The 26,493-nt window shown below is 72.6% G+C and carries 22 protein-coding genes, 1 pseudogene and 1 riboswitch; of the genes and pseudogenes, 7 read left to right on the top strand and 16 right to left on the bottom strand.

What is annotated here, in order from left to right; all coding sequences use genetic code 11:
* Positions 1–65: 65 nt before the first annotated feature.
* The 6 genes from ACQP0N_RS02965 to ACQP0N_RS02940 form a co-directional block, all read right to left on the bottom strand.
* A complete protein-coding gene (locus ACQP0N_RS02965; RefSeq protein ID WP_357124071.1) occupies positions 66–335 on the bottom strand; it encodes a hypothetical protein in 270 nt (89 codons plus the stop codon).
* Positions 332–679: an ArsR/SmtB family transcription factor gene (locus ACQP0N_RS02960; protein ID WP_355049138.1), complete on the bottom strand. Its 348-nt coding sequence runs from the start codon at positions 677–679 to the stop codon at positions 332–334. The genes ACQP0N_RS02965 and ACQP0N_RS02960 overlap by 4 nt, the downstream gene beginning before the upstream one ends.
* Positions 680–838: 159 nt before the next feature.
* On the bottom strand, positions 839–1,012 hold the full coding sequence (locus ACQP0N_RS02955) for a CsbD family protein (protein WP_278150219.1): 174 nt from the start codon (positions 1,010–1,012) through the stop codon (positions 839–841).
* Between the two features lie 74 nt (positions 1,013–1,086).
* The gene (locus ACQP0N_RS02950) at positions 1,087–3,339 is read right to left on the bottom strand and encodes a heavy metal translocating P-type ATPase (protein WP_433117351.1); all 2,253 of its coding nucleotides are present in this window, start codon (positions 3,337–3,339) and stop codon (positions 1,087–1,089) included.
* A gap of 12 nt (positions 3,340–3,351) precedes the next feature.
* Positions 3,352–4,290: a hypothetical protein gene (locus tag ACQP0N_RS02945; protein ID WP_433117349.1), complete on the bottom strand. Its 939-nt coding sequence runs from the start codon at positions 4,288–4,290 to the stop codon at positions 3,352–3,354.
* Between the two features lie 13 nt (positions 4,291–4,303).
* Positions 4,304–4,513 carry a heavy-metal-associated domain-containing protein gene (locus ACQP0N_RS02940; RefSeq protein WP_396801239.1) on the bottom strand — a complete coding sequence of 70 codons (210 nt, stop codon included), beginning with the start codon at positions 4,511–4,513 and terminating at the stop codon, positions 4,304–4,306.
* Positions 4,514–4,608: 95 nt separating this feature from the next.
* Between ACQP0N_RS02940 and ACQP0N_RS02935 the strand changes: the two genes are divergently transcribed.
* A complete protein-coding gene (locus ACQP0N_RS02935) occupies positions 4,609–4,905 on the top strand; it encodes a metal-sensitive transcriptional regulator (protein WP_030329541.1) in 297 nt (98 codons plus the stop codon).
* Between the two features lie 7 nt (positions 4,906–4,912).
* On the opposite strand, the gene ACQP0N_RS02930 is transcribed toward ACQP0N_RS02935, so the two are convergent.
* Positions 4,913–6,952 (bottom strand): heavy metal translocating P-type ATPase, encoded by a 2,040-nt coding sequence (locus ACQP0N_RS02930; protein ID WP_433117346.1) that lies wholly within the window; start codon positions 6,950–6,952, stop codon positions 4,913–4,915.
* Positions 6,953–7,265: 313 nt separating this feature from the next.
* Here ACQP0N_RS02930 and ACQP0N_RS02925 point away from each other — a divergent pair.
* Together ACQP0N_RS02925 and ACQP0N_RS02920 are read left to right on the top strand one after the other, a co-directional pair.
* A pseudogene (locus tag ACQP0N_RS02925) lies at positions 7,266–8,623 on the top strand (YibE/F family protein).
* Between the two features lie 166 nt (positions 8,624–8,789).
* Positions 8,790–8,920: riboswitch (cyclic di-AMP (ydaO/yuaA leader) on the top strand.
* 4 nt (positions 8,921–8,924) lie between these two features.
* The gene (locus ACQP0N_RS02920) at positions 8,925–9,947 is read left to right on the top strand and encodes a coiled-coil domain-containing protein (protein WP_433117344.1); all 1,023 of its coding nucleotides are present in this window, start codon (positions 8,925–8,927) and stop codon (positions 9,945–9,947) included.
* A 59-nt stretch (positions 9,948–10,006) separates the two neighbouring features.
* Here the strand turns inward: ACQP0N_RS02920 and ACQP0N_RS02915 are convergent, their stop codons facing one another.
* Complete coding sequence (locus ACQP0N_RS02915; RefSeq protein ID WP_433117342.1) at positions 10,007–10,714, bottom strand: carbonic anhydrase; 708 nt, start codon at positions 10,712–10,714, stop codon at positions 10,007–10,009.
* Positions 10,715–10,874: 160 nt separating this feature from the next.
* Between ACQP0N_RS02915 and ACQP0N_RS02910 the strand changes: the two genes are divergently transcribed.
* Positions 10,875–11,192 carry a helix-turn-helix transcriptional regulator gene (locus ACQP0N_RS02910; RefSeq protein ID WP_357124040.1) on the top strand — a complete coding sequence of 106 codons (318 nt, stop codon included), beginning with the start codon at positions 10,875–10,877 and terminating at the stop codon, positions 11,190–11,192.
* A 74-nt stretch (positions 11,193–11,266) separates the two neighbouring features.
* Positions 11,267–12,505 carry a type VII secretion-associated serine protease mycosin gene (gene mycP / locus ACQP0N_RS02905; protein WP_433117339.1) on the top strand — a complete coding sequence of 413 codons (1,239 nt, stop codon included), beginning with the start codon at positions 11,267–11,269 and terminating at the stop codon, positions 12,503–12,505.
* Between the two features lie 380 nt (positions 12,506–12,885).
* Here the strand turns inward: mycP and ACQP0N_RS02900 are convergent, their stop codons facing one another.
* From ACQP0N_RS02900 to eccCa, 6 genes are all read right to left on the bottom strand, one after another.
* Complete coding sequence (locus ACQP0N_RS02900; protein ID WP_433117337.1) at positions 12,886–13,896, bottom strand: WXG100 family type VII secretion target; 1,011 nt, start codon at positions 13,894–13,896, stop codon at positions 12,886–12,888.
* Positions 13,897–13,914: 18 nt separating this feature from the next.
* Positions 13,915–14,478, bottom strand: coding sequence for a hypothetical protein (locus tag ACQP0N_RS02895; RefSeq protein ID WP_355049149.1), 564 nt, complete (start codon positions 14,476–14,478; stop codon positions 13,915–13,917).
* Between the two features lie 37 nt (positions 14,479–14,515).
* Positions 14,516–16,057, bottom strand: coding sequence for a S8 family serine peptidase (locus tag ACQP0N_RS02890; RefSeq protein WP_433117335.1), 1,542 nt, complete (start codon positions 16,055–16,057; stop codon positions 14,516–14,518).
* A gap of 117 nt (positions 16,058–16,174) precedes the next feature.
* Positions 16,175–16,453, bottom strand: coding sequence for a WXG100 family type VII secretion target (locus tag ACQP0N_RS02885; RefSeq protein ID WP_007454922.1), 279 nt, complete (start codon positions 16,451–16,453; stop codon positions 16,175–16,177).
* A gap of 25 nt (positions 16,454–16,478) precedes the next feature.
* Positions 16,479–16,739, bottom strand: coding sequence for a WXG100 family type VII secretion target (locus tag ACQP0N_RS02880; protein WP_433117333.1), 261 nt, complete (start codon positions 16,737–16,739; stop codon positions 16,479–16,481).
* A 254-nt stretch (positions 16,740–16,993) separates the two neighbouring features.
* Positions 16,994–20,956: a type VII secretion protein EccCa gene (eccCa, locus tag ACQP0N_RS02875; protein ID WP_433117331.1), complete on the bottom strand. Its 3,963-nt coding sequence runs from the start codon at positions 20,954–20,956 to the stop codon at positions 16,994–16,996.
* A gap of 166 nt (positions 20,957–21,122) precedes the next feature.
* Between eccCa and eccD the strand changes: the two genes are divergently transcribed.
* Complete coding sequence (gene eccD, locus ACQP0N_RS02870) at positions 21,123–22,523, top strand: type VII secretion integral membrane protein EccD (RefSeq protein ID WP_433117329.1); 1,401 nt, start codon at positions 21,123–21,125, stop codon at positions 22,521–22,523.
* Positions 22,524–22,634: 111 nt separating this feature from the next.
* Here the strand turns inward: eccD and ACQP0N_RS02865 are convergent, their stop codons facing one another.
* Entirely contained in the window at positions 22,635–22,955 is a 321-nt protein-coding gene (locus ACQP0N_RS02865) for a MerR family transcriptional regulator (protein ID WP_357124019.1), read from the bottom strand.
* 659 nt (positions 22,956–23,614) lie between these two features.
* Complete coding sequence (locus tag ACQP0N_RS02860) at positions 23,615–24,802, bottom strand: type VII secretion protein EccE (protein ID WP_433117327.1); 1,188 nt, start codon at positions 24,800–24,802, stop codon at positions 23,615–23,617.
* A 148-nt stretch (positions 24,803–24,950) separates the two neighbouring features.
* On the opposite strand from ACQP0N_RS02860, the gene eccB reads away from it, so the two are divergent.
* Positions 24,951–26,456: a type VII secretion protein EccB gene (gene eccB / locus ACQP0N_RS02855; RefSeq protein WP_433117325.1), complete on the top strand. Its 1,506-nt coding sequence runs from the start codon at positions 24,951–24,953 to the stop codon at positions 26,454–26,456.
* Positions 26,457–26,493 lie beyond the last annotated feature (37 nt).

Raw genomic sequence — 26,493 nt, 5'->3', positions numbered from 1 at the left:
GGTGGTGCTTCTTCCACCCGGGCCGTCGAGTGGCCGCTCGACGGCCCGGGGCCTCGACACGCGGGTCAGTCGACCTCGCGCAGGACACGTTCGAGCGTGGTCATCCGGGTCTCCATCCCGCCCAGCCGACTGTCCATCGCGGCGAGCAGTCGGGCGTTCTCCGCCTGCGCCTGCGCGGCGGTCTCGGCGAGCTTGCGGTAGTCGTCCGCGCGGTTCGCCTCGTACCGGGCCCGCCGGGTCTTGGCGAGCTGCACGACGGTCACGGTGAACACGCTGATCAGCAGCGCGAACACGCCGAACGCGCCGACCACCTCGGTCCAGTCGTGCTCGCTCATGACCGCTCCTCCGGCTGCTCGCCCGAGTCGGGCACGGTGAGCGTCTCGATCGCCGCCGCGATGACCTGGGGGGTGAGTGTGAGCACGAACGGCTCCACCTCGTAGTAGTTCATGGCCTTCCCGTCCTCCGACAACTCCATGCGGGCGGTGACCAGTCCGGCCGCCGCCAGCTTCCGTAGGTGGACCTGCAACAGCGCGCGGCTGATGCCCAGTTGCCGGGCCAGCCCACTGACGTACGCGCGCTCGCGGGCCAACGCGGCGACGACCCGCAGCCGGTGCGGGTTGGCCAGCGTGGCCAGCACCCGGACCAGGTCGTCGCCGGTCGGCGGCGAAGCCGCGCTCATAACCAGCCCTTGCACATGCCAATAGAAGTTAGCAGGTACGGCGACGCTGCGGCGCGGCACGGAGACGGAATCAGGGGGATCTCAGGGTTCGGTGCCCCGGACACGACAGCACGCCGGGCCGGTGAGATCACCGGCCCGGCGTGCGGATTACGTCGTACGTCAGCTCTTGAAGGCGTCCTTGATCTTCTCGCCGGCCTGCTTGAGCTTGGCCGTGGACTGGTCGGCGCGACCCTCGGCCTCGAGCTGCTCGTTGTCGGTGGCCCGACCGGCGCCTTCCTTCAGCTTGCCGGCCGCGTCCTCGGTGGCGTTATTGACCTTGTCGTCGAATCCCATTGCCAACCTCCATCGCAAGCGTCGCTACGAACTCAGAGGTACCCCCGTCGTGACCGGTCCAACCATCGCGGTCGTCACAGTTCGCCAGTGGCCGAACGGAAGCGGCGCAGCCGCAGGCTGTTGGCCACCACGAAGACCGACGAGAACGCCATGGTGGCGCCCGCGATCATCGGGTTGAGCAGCCCGGCGGCGGCCAGCGGGAGGGCCGCCACGTTGTAGCCGAACGCCCAGAACAGGTTGCCCCGGATGATGCCGAGCGTGCGCCGGGACAGCCGGATGGCGTCCACCGCGGCGTCCAGGTCACCCCGGACGAGGGTCAGGTCGGACGCCTCGATCGCCACGTCGGTGCCGGTGCCCATGGCGAGCCCCAGGTCGGCCTGGGCCAGCGCCGGCGCGTCGTTGACACCGTCACCGACCATCGCCACCGAGCGGCCCTGCGCCTGGAGCCGCTTGACCACATCGACCTTGCCGGCCGGCAGCACCTCGGCGATCACCTCGTCCACGCCCACCTCGGCGGCGACCGCCCGGGCCACGGTGGTGTTGTCGCCGGTCAACAGGACCGGTGTGAGCCCAAGGGCGCGCAGCCGCGACACGGCCGCCCGGCTCGTCGGACGGACCACGTCGGCGACCGCGAGCACGCCCCGGGCCCGCCCGTCCCAGCCCGCGACGATCGCCGTACGCCCGGCGGCCTCGGCGTCCCGTACGGCCCACTCGACCTCCGGCGGTACGTCGACACCGCGTTCGCGCAGCAGCCGGACCCGGCCGAGCAGCACGACCCGCTCGTCGACCGTGCCGGTCACGCCCAGCCCTTCGAGGTTGGCGAAGCCGGTCACCGGGGGCAGCTCGCCCGCTTCGGCGGCGGCCACGGCAACGGCCCGGGCGATCGGGTGCTCGGAGGCGGCCTCCACCGCACCGGCGAGCCGGAGCAGCTCCGCGCGGTCCTCGCCACTGGCCGGCACCACGCCCACCAGGGTCATCCGACCGGTCGTCACGGTGCCGGTCTTGTCCAGCACGACGGTGTCGACCCGGCGGGTCGACTCCAGCACCTCCGGCCCTTTGATCAACACGCCGAGCTGGGCGCCGCGACCGGTGCCGACCAGCAGCGCGGTCGGCGTGGCCAGACCCAGGGCGCACGGGCAGGCGATGATCAGCACAGCCACGGCGGCGGTGAACGCGGCGGTCGGACCGGCCCCGGTGCCGAGCCACCAGCCGAGGGTGCCCACGGCCAGGGCGATGACGATCGGCACGAACACCCCGGAGATCCGGTCGGCCAGCCGCTGCACCGCCGCCTTGCCGCTCTGCGCCTGCTCGACCAGGTCGGCCATCCGGGCGAGCTGCGTGTCCGCGCCGACCCGGGTGGCGGTGACGATCAGCCGCCCGCCCGCGTTGATCGTCGCGCCGACCACGGCGTCGCCCGGACCGACCTCGACCGGCACCGACTCACCGGTCAGCATGCTCGCGTCCACGGCGGACGTGCCCTCGTCGACGACACCGTCGGTAGCGATCTTCTCGCCGGGGCGGACCACGAACCGGTCACCGACGGCGAGCCGGTCCACCGGGACCCGGGTCTCGACCCCGTCCCGCAGCACCGCCACCTCCTTCGCGCCGAGGTCCAAAAGGGCGCGCAGGGCCGCACCGGCGGTCCGCTTGGACCGGGCCTCGAAGTAGCGACCGGCCAGGATGAACACCGTGACCCCGGCGGCGGCCTCCAGGTAGATGTTGCCGGCACCGTCGCCGCGGGTGATGGCGAAGCGGAACGGGTGCGTCATCCCGGGCAGGCCGGCGTCACCGAGGAAGAGCGCCCAGAGCGACCACCCGAACGCGGCGAGCGTGCCGAGCGAGACCAGCGTGTCCATGGTGGCCGCGCCGTGCCGCAGGTTGGTCCAGGCCGCGCGGTGGAACGGCAGCCCACCCCAGACGACCACCGGGGCGGCCAGCGTCAGCGAGAGCCACTGCCAGTAGTCGAACTGCCAGGGCGGCACCATGGCCAGCAGGACCACCGGCACGCTCAGGACCGCCGAGACCCACAGCCGGGTACGTGGACCGCGCAGCGGATCCTGCACCGGCGGCTCGGCGGTCGGCGGCGTCGGCAGGGCCGCCGTGTAGCCGGTCTTCTGGACGGTCTCGATCAGGTCGTCCGGGGTGACGTCGTCGGCGTACCGGACGGTCGCCTTCTCGGTGGCGTAGTTGACGGTGGCGCTCACCCCGTCCATGCGGTTGAGCTTCTTCTCGACCCGCGCGGCGCACGCGGCGCAGGTCATCCCCCCGATCGCCAGTTCGATCCGGTTCGGCGCCTCGGGCAACGGTCTGCTGCTGGTGGTGGTCATCGTCCGGTCCCGTCAGTCGTGCCCGTGCCCGGGGGTGCCGTGGTCGGCCCCGCCGGTCGGTGTCGGCTCGCCCGTCGCGGCGGGGGCAACGCCCGCCACGATGGTGAATTCGGCGGTGTGCACCCGCCCACCGTGCTGGAAGTCGAGGTAGAGCCGGTAGGCGCCGGCCGAGGGCACCTCGGCGTGGAAGGTGACGGCGGGGCCGGGCGGGGTGCGTCCGTCGCCGGGCGTCCCGTCCGGGTGCACGTGCAGGTACGCCAGATCGCCCCGACGCAGCGCCACCAGGTGCCCGTACGCACCCAGGTAGGGCTCCAGGTCGGTGACCGGCTGCCCGGCACGGCTCACCGTCAGGGTGAGCGCCGAGGTCCGGCCCGGCTCCGGCGTACCGGTCAGGGTGACGGTGTAACCGTCGACCGTGGTGCTGGCCGTCGGGGCGGGCAGCGGCCGCTCGGTCAGCTCGCCGGGGACGGTCACGTCCACGCCGAGGGTCAACGGCTCGCCCCCGGTCGGGGTGAAGTCGGCGAACGCCCGCCACTGCCCGGGGCCGGCCAGCGGGGTGGCGACCCGCCAGGTGCCGTCCGGGGCGAGATCGGGGTGGACGTGCCGGAAGCCGGACAGGTCCCGGCGGGCGACGATCAGGTGCATCCGTTTGTCGTGCGCGACGTCGTACCTGGTGACCGGCCGACCGTCCGGCCCGTCGATCCGGAAGGTGAACTGGCCGGCGGGCACGGTGACCGGTTGGAGCGTGTAGCCCCGGTCGGAGACGAGCAACCCGCCGGGAACGAGGTCGGCCACCTCGCCGCTCCCGGTGGGCCCCGAGGTGTGGGCGACGTCGGGCCGGCTCTGCGCGACCGGGTCGGCCGGGTCGACCACCCGGCCGACCCCGTACGCCGCGCCGAAGACCGCCGCGAGACCGAGGGCGAACGCGCCCAGCCTGGTCACCGTGGTCATCGCGGACCTCCGCTCACGCCTCGACGAGGTCGTAGCCGGCCTCGTCGACAGCGGCCCGGACGGCCTCGGTGTCCACGGGCTGCTCGCTGCTGACGGTGACCTGGCCGGTGGCGAGGTCGACCCGCACGTCGCGCACGCCCTCGATCGCGCCCACCTCGGCGCTGACCGCGCTGACGCAGTGCCCGCAGGTCATGCCCTGCACCTGGTACGTCGTGTCGACCATCGGACGTCTCCTCTCGTAGTACCGGTACCCGGTGGGGGTATGCCGGCAGGATCGGACATTACCATACCCCCTAGGGGTAGGCTATCCTCGTCGCCATGACCGCACCCACACCGATCCGCGGGTACACCGCCAGCAAGGACCAACTGCTCGCGCGCCTGCGCCGGGTGGAGGGACAGGTCCGGGGCATCGAGAAGATGGTCGACGACGACCGCTACTGCATCGACGTGCTCACCCAGATCTCCGCGATCCAGGCCGCGCTCGACAAGGTGGCCCTGGGCCTGCTCGACGGGCACGCCCGGCACTGCATGCACGAGGGGGCGGCCGAGGGCCGGGCCGACGAGATGGCCACCGAGATGATGGCGGCCGTCGGCCGACTCATGAAGCGCGGCTGAGCGCGCCTCACTTCCGCCCGGAATCGAGACGTACCCGGCGCAGCAACTGCGCGTTGAGCGCCACCACGATGGTGGACGCGGACATCAGCACGGCCGCCACCGCCGGGCTCAGCGCCACCCCGGCCCCGGCGAGCACCCCCGCCGCCAGCGGCAACGCCACCACGTTGTAGCTCGCGGCCCAGGCCAGGTTCTGCCGCATCTTGCGGTACGACGCCCGGGAGAGCCGGACCACGGCCCCGACGCCGCGCGGATCGGACGACGCCAGCACGACCCCGGCGGACTCGATCGCGACGTCGGTGCCCGCCCCGATCGCGATGCCCACGTCGGCGCGGGCCAGCGCCGGCGCGTCGTTCACCCCGTCACCGACCATCGCCACGGTCAGCCCGCGCCGCTGGAGTTCCGCCACCCGGCTGTCCTTGTCGGCCGGCAGCACCTCGGCGAAGACCTCGTCCACCCCGGCCCGGAAGCCGAGGTCGGCAGCGACCGACTCGGCCACCGACCGCGCGTCCCCGGTGATCATGGCGATGGTGCGGACGCCATCCGCCCGCAGCTCGGCGATGGCCTCGCGGGCCTCCGGGCGTACCGCGTCGGTGAGCGCGAACGCCCCGAGCACCGTGTCCGGCAACCGCAGGAGATACAGCACCACGGCTCCGCGTGACGACCAGCGCCCGGTCGCCTCCCGCAGCCCGTCCGGCAGTGGTCCACCCCGCTCACGCAGCAGGGCCGGCCCGCCCACCGCGTACTCCGTACCGTCGATGGTGGCCCGCACCCCGCGGCCCGGAAGCGAGCGGAAGCCGGCGGCACGGGCCGGCCCACCCGGCCCGGCCGCCGCCACGATCGCGCGGGCCAGCGGATGTTCGCTGTCGGACTCGACACCGGCGGCGATCCGCAACGCCTCGTCGCGGCCCACGCCGGGGGCCGTCACCAGGTCGGTGACCTCGTGCTCGCCCCGGGTCAGCGTGCCGGTCTTGTCGAACAGCACCGCGTCGACGGACCGCATCCGCTCCAACGCGAGCCGGTCCTTCACCAGGATCCCGCTTCGTGCCGCCAGCGCCGTGGAGAGCGCGACGACGAGCGGGATGGCCAGGCCGAGCGCGTGCGGGCAGGCGATCACCAGAACGGTGACGGTACGCACCACCGCCTCGTCGGGCTCACCGAGCGCGGTCCAGACCACCAGGGTGAGCACGGCGGTACCGGCGGCCACGTAGAACAGCGCGGCGGCGAACCGGTCGGCGAGCAGTTGAGCCTGCCCGCCCGAGCGCTGTGCCTGCGCGACCATGCGCTGGATGCCCGCGAGCGCGGTCTCGTCGCCCAGCGCCTCGACACGGACCCGGATCGCCGAATCGGTGGCGACCGTGCCGGCCACCACCCGATCGCCCGCCGACCGGGCGACCGGACGCGACTCTCCCGTGATCATCGATTCGTCCAACTCCGCGTCACCGTCGACGACCCGGCCGTCGGCCGGAACCCGACCCCCGGGTCGGACCAGCACCACGTCGTCGACCCGCAGCCCGTCGACCGGTACGCGCTCGACCCGCCCGTCCGCCGCCACCCGCTCGGCCTCGTCGGGCAGCAGCGCCGCCAGTGCCGCGAGCGCCCCACGGGCCTGCCCGATGGCCTTCATCTCCTGCCAGTGCCCGAGCAGCATGATGGTGACCAGCGCGGCCAACTCCCACCAGAAGTCCAGGTCGAAGGCACCCAGGCTGGTCGCCAGCGACGCGGTGTACGCCACGGTGATCGCCATCGCGACCAGCAGCATCATGCCCGGCGCGCGGTCCCGGATCTCCCGTACCGCGCCGACCAGGAACGGCCAGCCACCCCAGAGGAACACCACCGAACCGAGCACCGGCCCCACCCAGGAGCGACCCGGCACGTCCAGCCGGAGCCCGAGCCGGTCCACCACCAGGTCACTGGTCAGGACCACCGGAACGGTGAGCACCAGACAGACCCAGAACCGCCGACGGAACATGGCGGGGTCGTGCCCGGCGTGCTTGTCGTGCCCGGCGTGCTTGTCGTGCCGTCGGTGCTCGGTGGGTGGCTCAGGCATGACTCCACCATCCCGCCGCGCCCGGGGCGGTGTCAGCGGTTCGACTCCCCCGATGCGTCCACACGCCCTGCAACCTCCAGGCGCGCTGGTTAGCATCGTCCGGCGATGACCCACCGGATTCCGCCGCCGAGACGGGCGACGGCGCCGCCACGGCGCGGCCCCGTACGGCGCCGACCGGGCCACTTCATCACTCTCCGTGATTGTCGGGTCGTCAGGCGGCGAACCGACGCGCTCGTGCCCGCCTTCGTCCGGCGGAACTGAACCGCACAGGCCGCCGGCACGTACCCCGCACCGGATCGTTGGGAGTCTCGCATTGGGTTCCGACCACAGCCATTCCGCTCGTCCCGCCCCGCCCCGGGTACGACGGATCCTTGTCGCGACGGTGGTGCCGCTCTTCGTGGCCACCGTCGTCGCCGCCGTGGTGCTGTGGCCCCGGGACGGCGCACCGAAGAGCGGCGGCGGCGCGGACCTGCCGCGCCACCACGGCACGGTGACCCGGGTGGTGACCGAACCGTGCCCGCCCTCGACGAGCCCGGAGGGCACGCCGAGCAGCGGGCCGTGCGGCACGGTGGACGTACTCCTCGAAGACGGGCCGCGCGCCGACCGGCAGGTGAGCACGCCCGTCCCCGCCGGGCCCGGAGCGCCTCGGGTCGAGGTGGGCGACGACGTCGTCCTGGTCGAGCTGACCGATCCGACCGATCCCACCATCAGCACCTGGAACATCGCCGAGCACCAACGCGGGACGCCGCTGGTGTGGCTCGTGGTGGTCTTCGCCGCCGCCATCGTCGCGTTCGGCCGGTGGCGGGGCCTGGCCGCGCTCGCCGGCCTGGCCGCCAGCTTCGCCATCCTGCTCACCTTCGTGTTACCGGCCATCGGCGCGGGCCGGTCACCGCTGCTGGTGGCGGTGGTCGGCGCGGCCCTGATCATGTTCGTGGTGCTCTACCTGACACACGGAGTGACCGCGCAGACCTCCGTCGCGGTCCTCGGCACCCTGGGCAGTCTGGTGCTCACCGGTGTCCTCGCGACCATCGCCACGGCCGCCACCCAGCTCACCGGCTTCGGCAGCGAGGACGCCACCACGCTCTCGATGTTCCAGGCGGATGTGGACCTGCGCGGCCTGCTGCTCGCCGGGATCATCATCGGCTCACTCGGGGTACTCGACGACGTGACCGTCACCCAGGCCGCCACCGTCACCGAGCTGGCGAACGCCAACCCCGGGCTGAGTCGACGACAGCTCTACCGGGCCGCCACCCGGGTCGGCCGGGCCCACATCGCCTCCACGGTCAACACCATCGTCCTGGCGTACGCGGGCGCGTCACTGCCGCTGCTGCTCCTGCTCACCGCCGATTCGCGCCCCATCGGGCAGATCCTGACCAGCGAGTTCCTCGCCCAGGAGATCGTCCGCAGCGCGGTCGCCACGCTCGGCCTGATCGCCGCCGTACCCCTCACCACCGGGCTGGCCGCCGTGGTGACCGCGGCCGGGTCGACGGCCACGCCCGGCGCGGACCCCCGCCACCGCGCCCCCGCGCGGACCGCGCGGAGGCGCTCGCCGCTCTCAGTTCCCCGCCGGCGGGGAGGGCCGACCGGCCCGATCCACAGCGGAACGCACCCCCATCCACCGCCACCACCGGGTGGCCAGAGCCGAACAGGAGCACGGATACGGCATGGTGACACTCCTCAGCGTGACCGGATCGGGCACCCGCCCTGAGAACCGCGTCACTGGTCACTCAACGCCATGGCGAAATGACGCTTTTAGTCGGCATCAGGACGTAGCTCAGGCGGTGGACTCTCGGGTAACCTCGCTGCCGGTCACCGACGAAGGCGCGCAGCGGCGCCTGCGGTGCCACCGCCCAATCGCCAACCGGCGAGCCGGGGACCCAGGCACCTGGGGTGAATCCGCGACAGCGGTAGGGGCCACTTCCGCCCCGAACCCGTCAGCTAACCCGGTCGGCGGTCGACGGAAGGGAAGATTGTGACGGCACCCCTACGCCGCTGGTTGACACCCGTGGTGGCCGTGTTCGCTGCGCTGACCGTGCTCGCCGGGCCCCTCCCGGCCCACGCCGCCCCGACGACCCCCACACCGTCCGGGCACGAGGAGGACGGCGACGAGCCCAAGCTGCTCACCGACGTCATCGAGCAGACCAACCGGGACTACGTGGCGGCCAAGTCCAAACTGGACAAGTCCAAGAAGCGGCAGCTCGAACTGGCGGCCGAGGTCGACCGGGCGAAGGCCGACCTGGCCGCGCTGGCCCCGCAGGTCGCGCAGATCGCCGCTCAGTCGTACCGGACCGGACGGGTCGGCGCGATCGCGATGCTGCTGGAGGCCGACGCCCCGGACTCGTTCGTCCAGCGGGCCGCGGCGCTCGACGAGATGAACATGGTCAACGAGAAGAAGCTCGCCGAGGTCAACGCCGTGAAGTCCCGCGCCGAGCAGGCCAAGCTGTTGCTCGACGCGGAGGTACGGGAGCAGCAGAAGCAGACCGCGCTGATGGCGAAGGACAAGCGCGACGCGGACAAGGCGCTCGCGCTGGTCGGCGGCAAGGGCTTCACCGGCGGCCTGGTGGACGCCACCTCTCCGGTCGCCCGGATCGGCCCGGGTCGCACCGCCGACGGCGACTGGAAGGCGCAGTCGTGCAGCGAGAAGGACCCGACCACCTCCGGCTGCGTCACGCCGCGCACGCTGCACGCGTACAAGGAGGTCAAGCGGGCCGGATTCAACCGGTTCGTGGGCTGCCACCGCAACGGCGGACCGTACGAGCACCCGAAGGGCCGCGCCTGTGACTGGTCGTTGCAGAAGAGCGGCTTCAGCCCGTGGCACAACGACGACACCCGGATGTACGGCAACAACGTGGCCGCGTTCCTCATCCGCAACGCCGACCGGCTCGGCATCTACTACGTGATCTGGAACCGGCAGATCTGGTTCCCGGCGACCGGCTGGAAGTCGTACAGCGGGCCGTCGAACCACACCGACCACGTACACATGTCGCTGCTCTGATTCGACGTTCAGCAGTTCGAGGGCCGTCCCGCGTCGAGCGGGGCGGCCCTCGTCGCGTGTCAGGCGGCGGTGGTGGCCGCCGGGTCGTCCGAGGCGTCGCCGGCCGGTACGGGCGTCACGGGTCGTACTGCCCCGGCGGCGAGCCGGTACGACATCCCCACCACCGCGCACCGCCCCCGCGCCACCTCGTCAGCCAGCACGGGCGACTGCCCGAGCAGCGTCTCGACGGTCTGCGCGATGTGGATGTCGACGATGCCGTCGATGTCGTGCACGCCCTCGGCCGCGGCTCGTCGCAGGCTGGGCAGCACCGCGTCGACCACCGCTGGGAGATGTCCCGGGGGCGCGACGCCGGTGGCCGCCGATTCGCGGGCCGCCTGCACGGCGCCGCAGGAGTCGTGGCCGAGCACCACCACCAGCGGGGCACCGAGGACGGCCACCGCGTACTCGACGCTGCCCAGTACCTCGGGGCCGGTGGTGTGCCCGGCGGTCCGAACGACGAAGAGGTCACCCAGCCCCCGGTCGAAGATGATCTCGGCGGCCAGCCGCGAGTCGGAGCAGCCGACGATCACCGCGAAGGGGTGCTGCCCGTCCGCCACGGCGGCCCGGTGCCCGGCATCCTGGTTGGGATGGCGCGGCTCTCCGGCGACGAAGCGACGGTTGCCGGAGACCAGCTCGGCGTACGCTCGGGCCGGCTCGGTCGAGACCGGCGCCTGCTCGACGGTCCGCTGGGTGCCCGGCTGCCCGCCGGGCGTACCGGAACGGCTCATCCCCGCACCTCGTCTCCACGCGTTTGACCTGCTCAACGGTCTTTTCAACCCGGGCCGGCGGCGGGCGCTGGCTCGCGCTCAACGGTCACACGCACGGCAAGATGCGTCAAGATATGCGTGATTTAGATTTCATACGTTGACCCGGAGAGGCGGCCCCACGGTGGCGAGCACGACGGCCGGAGGCGGCCGGAACTGGACATTCCTCACCAATCACGGCCATGTGCTGCTCGCCATCGCCCGCGACCCCACCGCCCGGCTCCGTGACGTGGCGGCAGAGGTGGGCGTCACCGAGCGGGCCGCCCAGGCCATCGTCGCCGACCTGGAGGCCGAGGGTTACCTGCACCGCACCCGGGTCGGGCGTCGCAACGAGTACACCCTCAACCCCGCCGGCCGGTTCCGCCACCCCGCCGAGGCCGAGGTGCAGGTCGGTGACCTCCTCGCACTGTTCACCCCCACCCCCGGCGACGACACTCCCTGACGACGGTCGTGCGCCCCGACGTCGCCGGCGTCGCCGGGCCGCTGCGCGACGCGGCGCAGCGGTAATCTCTGCGGGTGCGCGAATGCCTGCCGCCGAGCGCGACCGAACCACCCCGCCGTACCGTCCGCGCTGTCCTCAGTGGAACGGTCGCGACCCTGCTCGGGATCACCCTGGTGGTGGCCCCATGCGTGCCGGCGGCAGCGGCGGCACCCGTCTGCGGCCCGCCCGGTGAGGACGGCCTGGTGGAGATGCCGTGGGCGCTGCAACGGCTGGATCCGGTCTCGGCCTGGCCGCTCTCGCGAGGCGCCGGGGTGACGGTGGCGGTCATCGACTCCGGGGTCTCGGCCCTCCACCCCGCCCTGAAGAACCAGGTTCTGCCCGGGCGCGACTTCAACAACCTGACCGACTACCGAGGCCAGTGCGACCTGGCCGGCCACGGCACGATGGTCGCCGGCATCATCGCCGGCCAGGACGGCACCGGAGCGCCGTTCAGCGGTATCGCCCCGGCGGCCCGCATCCTGCCCATCCGGGTGCTGCCCAACGCCAAGGGCACCAACGACGAGGCGCTGCCCGGGCAGATCGCCGCAGCCATCGACTGGGCGGTCGACAACGGCGCCGACGTGATCAACCTGTCCCTGGTGACCCTGCCCCGCCCCGAACTGGCCCGGGCCGTCGAACGCGCCCTCGCCAAGCGGGTGATCCTGGTCGCCGCCGCCGGCAACCGGCAGGAGACACAGGAGGACAAGCCGGCGTACCCGGCCGCCTACCCGGGCGTCATCGCCGTCGCCGGTGTGGACGAGCAGGGCGGGCACGTCGGCACCTCGGTCAGTGGCAGCTACGTCGACGTCGCCGCGCCGGGACTGAACATCGTCGGCCCCGCGCCCGGTGGGGCCGGCTACCGCGCCGAGCCGACGGGTGGCACCAGCTTCGCCGCCGCGTACGTCTCGGGGACGGCGGCGCTCGTCCGGGCCGCCTACCCGGACCTCACCCCGCAGCAGGTCGCCGACCGGCTGGAGCGTACGGCGGACAACCCGCCGCAGGGCCGCAACGCCGAGGTCGGGTACGGCGTGGTCAACCCGTACCGGGCGGTGTCGAGCCTGCTGGGCACCCGCACCAACCCGCCGGTCGGCGCGCTCGCCCCGCCTGCTTCCGCAGCGGATCCGCTGAGCTGGCAACGCACCGCGGCGATCTGGGCGGCCGTGGTCGGCGCGCTGCTCACCGTACTGCTGCTGGTCACTCGGCCGATCGTGGCGCGGGGCCGCCGACGCGGCTGGCGTGCCGGCCGCCGCACGGACGAGCCGGTCGCCGGCTGAGCCCGGTCACGGCGCTGATGCGGTCGACCACACCAGCGCCGTGCCGCAGCGCTCAGCGCAGGATGCCGGAGGTGCCGCCGCCGTCCGCGCCCCACACGTCCTCGTCCTCTTCCAGCCAGGTGTTGCGGGCGGTGTCCTCCTCGCCGTAACCGGCACCGGTACCCGCGCCGGCCAGGCCACCGGCGCCGCGCGCACCCGCGCCACGCCCCCGGCACCCGTCGCGCCACGACCGGCGCCACCCCGGCCGGCACCAGCGCCACCACCACCGGCGACGCCACCCATACCGGGTGCCATGCCACCGGCCAGCTTGCCGCCCGCGCCGAGCCGACCACCGGCACCCCGGCCGCCACCGCGACCGGCACCCGCCGCGCCGCCACCCATCATCGGGCCCATGCCCGGGGAGACCGCCCGACCGAGCGCACCGCCACCCGCGAGAGCGCCGACGCCTCCCCGGCGCTACCCAGGCCGCCACCACCGCCGCCGAGCCCGGGCGAGGAGCCCAGGCCACCGGAGCCGAGGCCGGAGCCCAGCCCGGGTGAACCGCCACCGCCCGCGCCCGCGAGGCCGCTGCTGAACTCGTCGTCCGCGCCGCCGACGCTCGGCACGCCGCCGGTGCCCGGGTAGTCGCCCGTGCCGGTGTCGTACCCGCCGGAGAGGTCGGGGTGGGTGCCGGACCCGCTGGGCAGGTTGCCGGTGCCCGGCATGTCGCTGGTACCGATCGAGGGTGTGGCACCCAGGCCACCACCGCCGCCACCGCCACCGAGCTTCGGCACGCCGCCGCCCCCGCCACCGCCGCCGCCACCGGTGTCCAGATCAGGGGTCTCGGTTGTCGGAGTGCTTTGTCGGGTGTTGCCAGCCTCGCCGGGGGTGCCGGGGGCGGTGGCCTGGTAGTCACCGCGCACCTGCTCGTAGACCCGGGCGGCGTCCTCCGACTGGTCGTTGATCCAGTCGGCGATCGCGGTCACCGGGTCGAACCAGCCCAGGAAGTCCGGCGAGACCTTCGCCTCGAAGAAGCCGACCCCGAGGGTCAGCTTGGCGTTGCGCGCCTCCAGCACGTCGTTGACGCAGGTCGCCGGGATCGGGAAGTCCCGCTGGGCGGCGGTGAGTTGGTCTGCGGCGGACTTGAGCGACTGGACGATGCCGTTGCCCTTTTCGGCGTCGGCCACGATCTGCCCGGTGTCCTTGGCGATCTGCTCGACGTGGCCCTTGAACGCCTCGTACGCCGGGCCCTTCCAGGTCGTACCCAGATCCTTGATGTTGGACTCGAGGCTCTGCTTGACGTTGTTGAGATTCTTGAGCAGTTGCTCCCAACCGAGGGCGGCGCTCTCCACGTCACCCGGCCGGCCGTCGATGACGACCTTCTGGCACATCTCTTCCCAGCTCAGGCCCATCTGCCGTCCTCCCCCGTCCTAGCGTCCGTCGCCGTTGCCGGCCACGTCGCCGAAGACACGCTGCATCTCGGCGGCGGACATCCTGTTCTGCTCCTCCGCCGTCTCGTAGTTCTGCTTGACCTGACGCAGCGCCTCCGCCGCGTCGTACAGGCTCTGCGAGAGCTTGCGGACACCGGACTCGGTGCCCTGGTAGAGCCCCTGGTGCTTGGCGGCCAGCCGGGCCGCCCAGTCGAACCCCCCGAGCGGGCTCGGCTGGCCGCCGGCCCCACCCGCCACGCCGCCGGCCGCCCCACCCATCAGGTCCTGGATGTCGACCATGTCGTAGCTGAGCTTGTTCAGGTACGCGGCGTGGGTCTCCAGCCAGGTGATGGCCGAGTCCAGGCTGGTCGCGTCCCACTCGGTCTTGACGCCGGCCTCACCGGGCGCGGCGATCAGGCCCTCCGGCGTGGCGGCGTGGTTGACGTTGTCGAGTTCGAGGCCGGTCACGGCGAGGCCCGACGTCGGTATCCCGCCCACCGGAACCGGGATGTAGAGGTCGTCGTTCACGTACCGTTCCGGCTGGGTGGTCCTGTCGTCCGTCATCGGTCCCCTCCCCGAAACCCTGACTGGTGGTGTGCGCTCACTGCTGCTGGTGCGGGCCCGGCGACGGCGGGCCCGAGCCCGGCCAGCCGGCCCCGGCCGGCGGTGTCGCCGGAGCGCTCGGCGCCGGCGGATAACCCTGGATGGGATGGCCCGGCGGCGGGCCGTACCCCGGGCCGGGCTGGCCCGGCGGCGGGCCGTACCCCGGGCCGGGCTGGCCCGGCGGCGGGCCATACCCCGGGCCGGGCTGGCCCGGCGGCGGGCCATACCCCGGGCCGGGCTGGCCCGGCGGCGGGCCATACCCCGGGCCGGGCTGGCCCGGCGGCGGGCCGTAGCCGGCCGGTGGTGGCTGGGTGGCGGGCCAGCCGGGTGGCGGCATGCCGGGTGCACCCGGGTACGGACCGACGGCCGCCGGCGGCGTGCGCCGCTTGCGGCGTCGCAACACCACGAACAGCACGATCAACCCGATGATCGGTACGCCGAGGCAGAGCGCTGCCTGAACGATCGCGCCGGCCTTGTTCGAGACGCCGAACTCGACCGCCGGGCCGTCGTCGTCACCCGGTTTGTCAGCGCCGCCGGGGCGGGTCGGACCGGCGGCCTCGCCCTCCAGCAGCGGGTTCGCCGTCACGGTGGGTACCGAGCGGGTCAGGGCGGCGACCGGGTCGACCCGGCCGAAGCCGAACTGCGGGTCCCGACCGGCGGGACCGGCGTCGCGGGCGGTCTCGATAAGGCGGCTGATGACGTTGGGCGCGTCGAGCTTCGGATACTTCGCGCGGATCAGCGCCACCACACCCGAGATGATGGCGCCCGCCGAACTGGTGCCGCTGCTCAGCGAGTAGCCGTTCGGCGAGACCACCTTGGGCGCGGGGGCGATGATGCTCTCCATCGGACTGGCGATGACGGTCTCCGGGCCTTGCACCGAGCCAGCGAAGAAACCGCCCCGCTTGTCGAACCCGGAGACGGCGATGACGCCGGGGATGTTGGCCGGCGCGGTGACCTCGCGGTCGCCCTGCTCGATGTTGCCCGCAGACGCGACCACCACGGCGTTCTTGCTCAACGCGTAGTTGATGGCGTCCACGAGTTCGGGAGGAGCCACCGGCTGCGCGATTCTCAGCGAGAGATTGATGACGTCGGCACCGTTGTCCGCCGCCCACCGGATACCCAGGACCACGTCGTCGGTGCTCGACCTGGCACCCATCGAGACCGGGAGGATCTTCGCGGCCGGGGCGATGCCCAACTCGTGCGTCGCGCCACCGCCGCGCCCGGCGATGATGCCGGCCATCGAGGTGCCGTGCCCCTTCTCCTTGTCGTCGTCACGCCGGCCGTCCCGGGCGGCCGTGACGTTGGTGCCGTGCCCCGCGAGCACCTGGCCACGCAGGTCGGGATGATCTGCTTCGACTCCAGCGTCGACGACGGCGACCGTGACACCCGCGCCCTTGGTGATCTGGTGCGCGGCGGGGATCTTGAGATAATCCAGGTACCACTGGAGGCCACGGACCGTGTCAGCGGCCTGGGCCGGTGCCGGTGCGACGGTCACCGCTGGGGCCAGCGCGGCGCAGAGCGCCAACGCGGCCGCGCCCACGGCCCGTGTCGATCGGAAAGGCTTCCCCGTACGCATCGCTCTCCCGTATCCCGCCGACGTCAACACGATGCGGCTCCGGCCCGGTCGAGCCGGACCGGAGCCGCATCGGTGATTGTGTCAGCCCCAGACCTTGGAGTTGCTCATCTCGGTCGAGACGTAGTTCTCGCGGGCGATGCCGACGGCACCACCGATCTCGTTCAGGATCCGGTTGATGTCCCGGACCGACGAGTCCCACTTCGCCTGGTGCTGCTCGTAGGCGGTGCGGTCCTCGCCCTCCCACTCGAGCTTGGACAGCATCGACCGCAGCGTGTCCAGCTTCTCGTCGATGGTCTTCGAGATGGCTTGCATCTGCTGGTTGCTGCTCTCGAGGACCGCGTAGTCAACCTTGATCGTCACGACTTCCTCCTCTGCTGGCTACGGATCACGGGTTGAGAGCAGAGTGGAACTTGTCCAGCATCTGCTGCTGCTCCTCGTCGTTGACCTGGTGCGTCGTACCCGACTTGTCGAGCAGGTCCGCGATGTTGTCCATCGCGGTCAGCAGACTCACGGTGTCCTCGTTCCAGCGAGTCATGAGCGACTGGAACCCCGTGGACGCCTGACCCTTCCACGCCATGGCCAGGTCGTCGACCACGTTCCACAGCTTCTTCAGCTCACCGTCGACCTCGCTGCGCGTGGACCGCACGTCACTCGCGGCAGTATGCAGACTCGCAGCTGAGACCTCGAACGCCATGCTTCACACCCTTCCGTCATGTTGTGTGGCTGCGGCTTTGCCGCGCCCCTCCCCCGCGGCAAGGCAGCAACACCCCACCGACGGACACTCCACCAGAGACGGTAGCGGAATCCGTCCAGCCACCGCAGCCCTGACCGGGGCGGTTCGATGGATGATGGTGGATCGGACCGGTGGGACGACCCGTACGGACCACCCGGACGGCTCGATCAGGCCGGCTCGGACCAGGCGGTCTGAATGAGCTGCTGACCGTCGCGCCGCCGCACGAGTGTGCCCCGACCAGGTGGCTGCGGGCTCGGACGTAACGTGCCGAACACCGCGCCCTCCTCCCGGTTGCCGGACATCAGCAGGCCGGGCGAGTCCAGCTCACGCAGGCGTTGCAGCACCGGCTCGTAGAGCGCCCGCGCCACCCCGCCGACCCGGCGGGTGATGATCAGGTGCAGGCCGATGTCCCGGGCCTGCGGCAGCAGCTCGTGCAGGGCGCTCAGCGGGTTGCTGCCGCCGGAGGCGACCAGGTCGTAGTCGTCGACCAGGATGTACAGGTCCGGACCCTTCCACCAGCTGCGGTCCCGCAGCTGGGCGGTGGTCACGTCCGGGCCCGGAAGACGGTTGGACAGCGCGCTGCGGATCGAGGCGAGCCCCTGCGCGAACGCCTGGTTGGACGGCGCGTAGTCGAGCAGGTGATCGCCCTCGACCGCGCCCAGCAGGCCACGCCGGTAGTCGGCGATCACCAGGCGGGCCTGGGCGGGCGTGTACCGCTCGGTGATGCCCCGGGCGATGAGCCGCAGCAGGTTGGTCTTGCCGCACTCGGCGTCGCCGAAGACGGTCAGGTGCGGCTCGTTCGCCAGGTCCAGGTAGACCGGCGCGAGCGCCGACTCGTTGACCCCGATCGGCAGGCCGGGCGCCGACCGGTCGATGATGCGCGCCAGCTCGGGCACCGGCAGCCGGCGCGGCAGCAGCCGTACCTTCGGCGCGGGACGCCCCGGCCAGTTCGCCGCCACGTGCCCGGCGAGCGCGACCGACGCCTCGCTCAGGTCCTCGATGTCGCGCCGACCGTCGATCCGCGAGATGGCCGTCAGGAAGTGCAGCTTGTCCCGGGTCAGGCCGCGACCGGGCGACTTCTCCGGCACGTTCATCGCCGAGCGCCGGTCGATCTCGGACTCGGCGGCGTCGCCGAGGCGCAGCTCCAGCTTGGTGCCGAGCAGGTCCCGCATGTTGATCCGGATCTCCGCCCACCGCACCGCCGTGAGCACGACGTGCACCCCGAAGCCGAGGCCCCGGTTGGCGAGCGTCGTGATGGTCTGCTCCAGCTCCTCGTAGTCCTGGCGCAGCGTGTTCCAGCCGTCCACCACCAGGAACACGTCGCCGAACGGGTCGTCGGCGAACTCGCCGGCCGCCCGCCGACGTCGGTAGCTCGCCACCGAGTCGATGCCGTGCTGGGCGAAGCGTGTCTCCCGGTCGTCCAGCACCGCGACCACCTCGGCCACCGTGCGGCGTACCGCCTCGACGTCCCGTCGCCCGGCCACCCCGGCCATGTGCGGCAGCCGTTCCAGGCTGCGCAGCGCGCCACCGCCGAAGTCCAGACAGAAGAACTGCACCTCGCGGGACGTGTGGGTGAGCGCCAACGAGGCCAGCAGCGACCGCAGCATGGTGCTCTTGCCGCTGAGCGAACCGCCGACGATGACCACGTTGCCGCCCGCGCCGGCCAGCTCGACCATCATCGGATCGCGGCGCTGCTCGTACGGGCGGTCGACCACGCCGACCGGCACCGTCAGCCGTCCCCGGCCCGGCCAGGACGCCGTACACAACCCGTAGGTCGGGTCGACGGCCAGCGGGCCGAGCAGCTCGCCCAGGCCCGGTGGGTCGGCCAGCGGCGGCAGCCACACCTGGTGCGCCGGTCGGCCCCGCCCCTTGAGCTGCTCGATCAGCACGTCCAGCATCGCCACGGCCTTGCCGTCGGCCGGCTGCTCCGGCTCCGGCGCGGTGTCCACCGACACCTGCGGAACCTGCGCGGGGATGAAGTTGACCCCGTACGGCACGATCCGACGCTGCACGAGGGCCTGCGACGCGGAGGCCTGCTGGCCGGGCGCCCGGTACGGCCCCGAGACGTACGCGGCCCGGAACCGCAGCATGGTGTTGGTGTCCGTCTTCAGGTAACCGTGTCCCGGCGCGCTCGGCAGCTCGTACGCGTCGGGTACGCCGAGCACGATCCGGCTCTCCACGGCTGAGAAGGTCCGCAACCCGATCCGGTACGACAGGTGGGTGTCCAGACCCCGCAGCTTGCCCTCCTCCAGCCGCTGCGAGGCCAGCAACAGGTGCACACCCAACGACCGACCCAACCGGCCGATCATCACGAACAGGTCGATGAAGTCCGGCTTCGCGGCCAACAACTCGCTGAACTCGTCACAGATGATCAACAGGCTCGGCATGGGCGCCAACGGCTCCCCAGCCGCACGCGCCTTCTCGTACTCGAACCGCGAGACATAGTTGCCCGCCGCCCGCAGCAACTCCTGCCGACGCACCATCTCACCGGCGAGCGCGTCGCGCATCCGGTCGACCAACGGCAACTCGTCCGCCAGGTTCGTGATCACCGCGCTGGTGTGCGGCAACGCCTCCAACGAGGCGAACGTCGCGCCACCCTTGAAGTCCACCAGGACGAAGTTCAGCTCCTCCGACGAATGGGTCACCGCGAGCGCGGCCACCACCGTACGGAGCAGTTCGCTCTTGCCGGAACCGGTCGCGCCGATGACCAGGCCGTGCGGGCCCATGCCCTCGTGCGCGGACTCCTTGAAGTCCAGCTCGACCACGTTGCCGTCCGGGCCGACACCCAGCGGGATGCGCAGCCGGTCGCGGTGACCGCGCGGCCGCCACGTCTGGTGCACGTCGACCGCCGCGGCGTCGCCGACACCGAGCAGGTCCGGAAGCTCCATGCTGCGGGCCAGCGGCTCGTCGTTGCTGGTCTGCTGCTGCGACAGCCGGTACGGCGCGATCTGCCGGGCCAGCCCTTCGGCCGCCTCGGCGGAGAGCCGGTCGGGACGGCCGAGGCGCGAGGTCGAATTGCCCCGGATGAGGTCGAGCGCGTTGCCGTCGCCCGCGTCCAGGCAGAGCAACCAGCGGCCGGCGTCGCGCGGCACCGTCCCGGACAGGTCGATCAGGGTGACGCCGAGCAGACCCTGACCCACCAGTTGGCAGGTCGGGGAGATCTCGCCACCGTCGACCACCACGACGAGGTGCGGCGCGGTGGTCAGCGGCTTCGCCTCGGCCGCGAAGCGGGGTCGCCCGGCCAGCTCGGCGGCGAGGGACGCCTCGGCCTCGGCCAGACTGGCGAAGACCAGACGACGCGCTCCGGCGGCGTCCGTCCGGCCACTGTGGTGGGCGTGCGGCAACCACTTCACCCATTCCCAGACCGGCTGCCGGTCGGGCGCGGCGACCACGGCGATCACCAGGTCGTCGGGGGCGTGGAAGGTCACGAGCTGGCCCAGGGCCGCCCGCGTCAGGTCGAGCACCGGCTCCCGGTCACCGCGCAGCACCACCCGGCTGAACGCGCGGACCGACAGTGCGGTCGGCAGTTCGGGCACCGTGGTGTGCGCGCGGACGAACCGGCGCAGCGCGATGGCGCTCATCGGCTCCAGGTCCTCGACCGGCTTGGTCTCCGGCGGGACGATCTCCACGGCGAGCCGCTGCGGGCCCAACGCGATCCGCGTCTCGCCGAAGTCCGGCTCGGTGATCCGACGCTCCCACAGCCGACGGGACGCCGCGATCGACCAGAGCGCGTCGGGCTCGGGGTGCCGCCAGTCCATCGCGTCCCGCTGCTGGGCAGCCGCACGACGGGTGCGCTTGCGCATCTGCGCCAGGTAACGCATGTAGTCGCGGCGGTCGGCGTTCAGCTCGGCCTTGTCGTTGCCGCCGTTGCTGAGCGAGCCGATGGCCATGCCGAGCATCGACACACCGAACAGGCCACCGGCGACGTACGTCATCATGCCGCTGCCCCGGCCGGCGTAGAGGAACGCCATCGCGCCGACACCGCAGACCATCGGCAGGATCATGAGCAGCTGCCCCATCCCGCGCGGTGTCTGCTCGGGCAGCTCGGGCGGGGACTCCAGCACCACCTCGCCACGCGGCAACGCCGGCCCCGGTTGACGCGGAGGTCGGCGGAACACCACCGTGCTCACGGCTGTCTCCTCCCCAGAAGCGGCCCTGCCGTCGTGCCGACGCGACGTGAAGCTCGCGGGTGGGCACTGTACGTGCCCGTCATCGTAGGTAATCTCCCGTGGGCGCGGTGCACCCGCACCGATGCGCCGCGGCCCGCTGATCATAGATGGACACCAGGAGGCCACTGTGGCTACGAAGTCGGCGACCGGCGGTCTGAGCCGGATCACCATTGTGGCCCCCCGTACCCGGATGGACCTGGCGCTGCCGTCGGACGTACCGATGGCCGACCTGCTGCCCACCCTGCTGCGCTACGCGGGGGAGGACCTGGCCGACGACGGGGTACGGCACGGCGGCTGGGCGCTGTCCCGCCTCGGCGCTGCCCCTCTGGACGGTGGTCGTACCGCCGCGCAGCTCGGTGTCCGCGACGGCGAGGTGCTGTACTTCAACCCGCGCTCCGCCGCCGCCCCGGAGATCGTCTTCGACGACGTGGTGGACGCGGTCGCCACCGCCACCACGCAACGGCCCGGCTCCTGGCAGGTCGACGCGACCCGGTCGTTCGCCGTGCTGTTCGCCGCGGCGGCGTTCGGCGCGGGCGCGGTGGCGGCCCTGTTCACCGGCCCTCCGCACCTGCCCGCGGCGCTGGCCGCCCTGCTGGTCGCGGTGGCGCTGCTGGTCGGCGCGGCGGTGCTCGCCCGGGCCATGGGCGACAGCCGCACGGGCTCGGTGCTGGCGATGGCCGGGCTGCTCTACGCGGGTACCGGTGGCCTGCTGCTGCTCGCCGGGGACCGGAAGCTGACCGAGTTGGCCAGCCCACACGTCCTGCTCGCGGCGACCGCCGTGGTGGTCGCCGGTGCGGTGGCCGTGCTGGCCGTCGGTGACGACCGGTACCCCCTCTTCTTCGCCGCGATCGGCCTCGGCGCGGGGGCCGGCGTGGGCGCGCTGCTCTGCCTGCTCCTCGGCATCGACGCCGCGGCCGGTGCCGCGGTGGTGGCGGCGGTCGCTTTCGGCCTGGTGCCGGCGCTGCCGATGGTGGCCTACCGGCTGGCCCGCCTGCCGGTGCCGTCGATCCCCACCGGTCCGGACGACCTGAAGACCGACAGCGAGACGGTGGACGGGCGGCGGGTGCTCGAGCGCAGCGACCGCGCCGACGCGTTCCTCACCGCTCTGCTGTGGACGTTGTCGTTGCTGGTCCTCGGCGCGGAGCTGGTGCTGGCCCTGGACGGCAGGCTGGCGGCCGTGCTGCTGTGTCTGGTGCTGGCCCTGCTGTCGTTGCTGCGGGCGCGTCCGCTGCTGGGCCGGGCGCAGCGTGTTCCGGTGCTGCTCGCCGGCACCGTCGGGCTGGGCCTGGCGGCCGCCGCGACCTTCGCGGGCGGCGCGCTTGCGGTCCGGCTCGGCCTGATCCTCGGCGGACTGCTGCTGGCGGCCGTGGTCAGCCTGATCTACGGCCTGTCCGTCGCCGGCAAGCGGATCTCACCGGTGTGGGGTCGGCTACTCGACATCGTCGAGATCCTGCTGATCATCGCGTTGGTGCCGCTCGCCGTCTGGGTCTGCGGCATGTACGACTGGATCGTCCACCTGCGCCCCTGACGGGACGGCCGTAGTTTTCAGCGAAGACCTCGACCGCCCGTTGATCTCGTTCTGCCGCCGGGGCGGCAGACGGTCCTTCTCCGCCCCGAGAAGGACCGTGCGGCGTGGGGCTCAGGCGGCGCCGCCCTGCTGGCGGCATACGTGGTCGCGGTGGTGCTGAAGGGCCTCTTCCAGCTGATCTTCGAGAATGATGATCCGGCAGGCGGCTTCCAGAGCGGTGCCGTGGTCGACCATCTCCCGGGCTCGTACGGCCAGGCGCAGCTGGTATCGGGAGTAGCGGCGGTGGCCGCCGGCGGAGCGGAACGGGACGATCAGTTTCGCCTCGTCGAGGCGCCGTAGGAAATCCTGCGAGGCGCCGACGATCTCGGCGGCGCGGCCCATGGTGTAGGCGGGGTAGTCGTCATCGTTGAGCATGTCGTCGGGTTGGGCCATTCATTCCTTCTTCGTGAACGAGGGCCCCGGCGCGTGTCGCGCCGGGGCCCAGGGTTACGGGTTGAATACACCATCTACCGACAGGTTCGTCGGGTTCTCGTTTCCGCACCGCCTGCCGCTACCAGCAGGCGGTGCGAGGATCGCATAAGCGTGACCGGAGACCACCTCGCGTTCAAAGTGATTACGGTGTCCACCGCAGAACTGGAACTACGTCCCGACGGCGGGCGATCCAACGGCGTCAAACCCTCCCTTTCCTCTGCTTTCACCTATCTACCGTGCTATCCGTCGATGCCGGAACCCCACGCGACTTCCTGGCCCCGAGCATGTGCGGCGGATCCCTGCTGCGTCAGGCGGAGCCCCGAACACTGCATCGGCCCTGCCTGCGGCGCCCTGACCTGGAGTTACGTCAAGGTCTTGTCGTGCACGTGCCGTCTTGCACGCGGTGATGTGGTTCCACCGCGGTTACCGAGCGGGCCCGACAACATCCGGGCCTTGCTTCGACGCTCGGCCTGTCACGTCGGCGTCTTCAACCGATCTTCGTCGTCAACGAGGGAAACATTAACTGACCTCGCCCAGAAAATCTAGTCTTTGGAGACCAGATTTCCTGGGCGGCTGACTACAGGTTGATGCGCCTGCCGGATCGGGCCCGGAAGGAACGGTCAGCGGGGCTGCCGGCGGGCGACGCCGCCGAGCGCCGAGGCGACCGGCGCGCTGGCGTAGACACCCGGCCCGTGCTGGCCGTCCATCGGCCGGGCCGGCATACCGGCCCGGTGCGCCATGTCCCGGACGACCTTGACCAGGGCCTCGACGTGGTTGTCCATGGCCGCGACCCGCAGCAGCGGGGCCGCCACACGCCCGTCGGGCGACACCGCCGCCGCCACCGTGTGCGACGGCGCGGACGTGGCGGTGATCGCGTCCACCAGCGGGCCGAGTGGCGCGCCCGGCCGGCCGCGCAGGGTCAGGCAGCGGTGCGTCCAGCCGCCGCCACGCAACCCCGACCAGGTCTCCGCCGGTGGCTCCGGCACCAGGTCCAGTCCGGCAGCCGAGACCACCGCTGCGCGCAGCTCGTCGCGGCCCAGCGGCCGGTGGGCCAGCCCGGCCGCCGTCAACGCCTTGCCCAACCGGCCGATCCCGGCCGCCAGCGTGCGGTGGACGCCCGGCAGACCGCCGCCCCGGCTCACCGTCTCGACCCGTGCGTCGCGGACCGTGAGCCGCAGCGCCACCCACACGGTCCGGTGTGCGGCCGGTGGCGCGCCCGCAGCCGGGTACCAGACCAGGGTGTGCGCGACCACCTGGGCTCGGGAGACCGGCGCCGAGAACTCCGCGAGCACCCGCAACGCGCGGTCGACCGTCGACGCCTCCACCGAGCCGACCGCGGCGCCGGTGGCCGGCTGCAACGCGACCGCCGCGAACCAACCCTGGTCGTCCTGCCCGATGCCCAGCCGGGTGCCCCGGTCGGTCAGCTCGATCACGCCCAGCTCGGGAGCCAGCGCGGCCAGCCGAGGGTCCGCGGCCGCACCGCCGGCCAGGGCCGCGGCGGCCCGTTCACGACGGCGACGCATCCGGCGGCGCAGTAACACGTCCTCGAACCACCAGCGACCACCGCGCCGGGCGAACGCGGACAGCACGACCACCGCCGCCACGACAGCCACCGTCGCGAGCAGCCAGGTCGGACCGGCCGTCGCGGCCCAGACGGCGACGGCACAGACCTCGAGTACGACGAGCTGCCCGACCAGCACCGGACCGATGCGCCCCCGGCCCGGCCGGTCGGCCGCAGGGGTGACCCGCGCCGGAACACCGGACGGCCGCATGACGGCATCCGCGGGTGGCGCCTGAACCTGCGTCATCGCTGACTGTCCCTCCTGGACGGTACGGCCCTGAGCCGTGGTGGTCCGGCGGTGGCCCCGAGGACCGGCCGTCGGCCCCTTATCGTAGGGAAGCCCGCGACGGCACCCCGAGGACATCGTCGCGGATCCACCCCGCCGGAGGTAAGTCATGCGGACCCGCCGCGATCAGGTGCAGGCGTACCGCTTCGTCACCCGCCGGATCGTCTCCGCGCTGCTGTCGGGTGATCCGGAGACCACCAACCTGCCGATGCGACGGCTCGGCATGGCGGTCATCGGCAGCGTTATCGCCGCCGCGGTGGTCCTGGGCGGCGTGGGCGCGTACGGCCAGCTGACCGGGAACACCGCACCGTTGGACGAGAACACGCTGGTCATCGAGCGGGAGACCGGCGCCACCTACGTGTACGCCCAGGGTCAGCTGCACCCGACGCTCAACTACACCTCGGCGCGGCTGATCCTGAACGAGCCGGACCCCACGGTGCGCACCATGTCGCAGGCGTCGCTGCGGGACCGGCCACGCGGCCGCACCGTCGGCATCGTCGGGGCGCCGGACGCGCTGCCGGACCGCAAGTCGTTGACGGGCCTGCCGTGGTCGGTCTGCGACGTGCCCGACCCCGTCGACCCGCGTCACTCCACCACCCGCGTCGTGATCAATCGGGCGCTGCCCGGCGGCACGCCGCTCGGTGACCGCGCGGTTCTGGTCACCGTGGACGGTCAGCGGCACCTGCTCGCCGCCAACTCCCGGCTGGAGGTGCGGGGCGGTGACCAGGCCGTCGCGGCGCTGCGGATGACGGGTACGGCGCCGCTGCCGGTCGGGCAGCAGCTCCTCAACGCCGTACCGGCCGGACCGCCGCTGCGCAAGCCGTCGCTGCCCGGCCTGGGTGAGCGCAGCGGGTTGAGCGTGGCCGGCCGGCCCGCCACCATCGGCCAGGTCTTCCAGGCGGCCGGTCAGCACTACGTGCTGGCGCGCGAGGGTCTCGTCTCGATCAGTGAGATAACCGCGCTGCTGCTCATCAGTGGCGGCGGTCGGATCACCGACATCACGCCCGATCAGGCCGGGCGTCTCCTGACGGAGCAGCGGGTGGACGCGGACGGGATGCCGAGGACGCTGCCGACCCTGTATCCGGCCCGGGCCGGACAGACGCTGCTCTGCGCGACCTACCGGGAGGGCGCCGCCGGTGGCCCGCCGACCACCACGCTGGAGGTCTTCGACCGGGTGCCGGCGGAGCTGGCGGGCACCGAGCCGGGTTCGGTGCCCGTACGCCAGGGCGCCCGGGACGCGGTGCGCACGGCCGAGTCGGTGCTGCTGCCCGGCGGCAAGGGCGTACTGGCCCAGGCTGCGCCCGGCGCCGGGACCAGCGGCTCCGGCGCCGCCGGCACGACGGTCTACCTGATCAGCCCCCAGGGTGTCCGGTACCCGCTCGGCTCGCCCGAGGCGCGGTCCGCCCTCGGCTACGACGGGGTCACCCCGCTGGCGGTGCCCGGCTCGCTGCTCGCGTTGATCCCGACCGGGCCGACCCTGGACCAGGAGTCCGCGCTCGCGCAGTTCGCGCCGGGTGACGCGGGGGCGACCACCCCGCCGTCACAGCCGCCCTCGCCGTCCAGTTCGCCGACGCCCGACACGAGCACCCCGGCGAGTGACGGCACCGGCGGCTGAGCCCCCGAGGTATCGACCGGCACCGACGACTGAGCCG

Source organism: Micromonospora sp. CA-246542 (genome assembly GCF_050942905.1).
GTDB lineage: Bacteria > Actinomycetota > Actinomycetes > Mycobacteriales > Micromonosporaceae > Micromonospora.
This window is presented reverse-complemented; position numbering and strand designations above follow the sequence as displayed.

What these genes read in the sequence shown, in the direction of transcription:
- ACQP0N_RS02965 (WP_357124071.1), bottom strand. Translation starts at nt 335, where the DNA reads ATGAGCGAGCACGACTGGACCGAGGTGGTCGGCGCGTTCGGCGTGTTC.
- ACQP0N_RS02960 (WP_355049138.1), bottom strand. Translation starts at nt 679, where the DNA reads ATGAGCGCGGCTTCGCCGCCGACCGGCGACGACCTGGTCCGGGTGCTG.
- ACQP0N_RS02955 (WP_278150219.1), bottom strand. Translation starts at nt 1,012, where the DNA reads ATGGGATTCGACGACAAGGTCAATAACGCCACCGAGGACGCGGCCGGC.
- ACQP0N_RS02950 (WP_433117351.1), bottom strand. Translation starts at nt 3,339, where the DNA reads ATGACCACCACCAGCAGCAGACCGTTGCCCGAGGCGCCGAACCGGATC.
- ACQP0N_RS02945 (WP_433117349.1), bottom strand. Translation starts at nt 4,290, where the DNA reads ATGACCACGGTGACCAGGCTGGGCGCGTTCGCCCTCGGTCTCGCGGCG.
- ACQP0N_RS02940 (WP_396801239.1), bottom strand. Translation starts at nt 4,513, where the DNA reads ATGGTCGACACGACGTACCAGGTGCAGGGCATGACCTGCGGGCACTGC.
- ACQP0N_RS02935 (WP_030329541.1), top strand. Translation starts at nt 4,609, where the DNA reads ATGACCGCACCCACACCGATCCGCGGGTACACCGCCAGCAAGGACCAA.
- ACQP0N_RS02930 (WP_433117346.1), bottom strand. Translation starts at nt 6,952, where the DNA reads ATGCCTGAGCCACCCACCGAGCACCGACGGCACGACAAGCACGCCGGG.
- ACQP0N_RS02915 (WP_433117342.1), bottom strand. Translation starts at nt 10,714, where the DNA reads ATGAGCCGTTCCGGTACGCCCGGCGGGCAGCCGGGCACCCAGCGGACC.
- ACQP0N_RS02900 (WP_433117337.1), bottom strand. Translation starts at nt 13,896, where the DNA reads ATGGGCCTGAGCTGGGAAGAGATGTGCCAGAAGGTCGTCATCGACGGC.
- ACQP0N_RS02895 (WP_355049149.1), bottom strand. Translation starts at nt 14,478, where the DNA reads ATGACGGACGACAGGACCACCCAGCCGGAACGGTACGTGAACGACGAC.
- ACQP0N_RS02865 (WP_357124019.1), bottom strand. Translation starts at nt 22,955, where the DNA reads ATGGCCCAACCCGACGACATGCTCAACGATGACGACTACCCCGCCTAC.
- ACQP0N_RS02860 (WP_433117327.1), bottom strand. Translation starts at nt 24,802, where the DNA reads ATGACGCAGGTTCAGGCGCCACCCGCGGATGCCGTCATGCGGCCGTCC.
- eccB (WP_433117325.1), top strand. Translation starts at nt 24,951, where the DNA reads ATGCGGACCCGCCGCGATCAGGTGCAGGCGTACCGCTTCGTCACCCGC.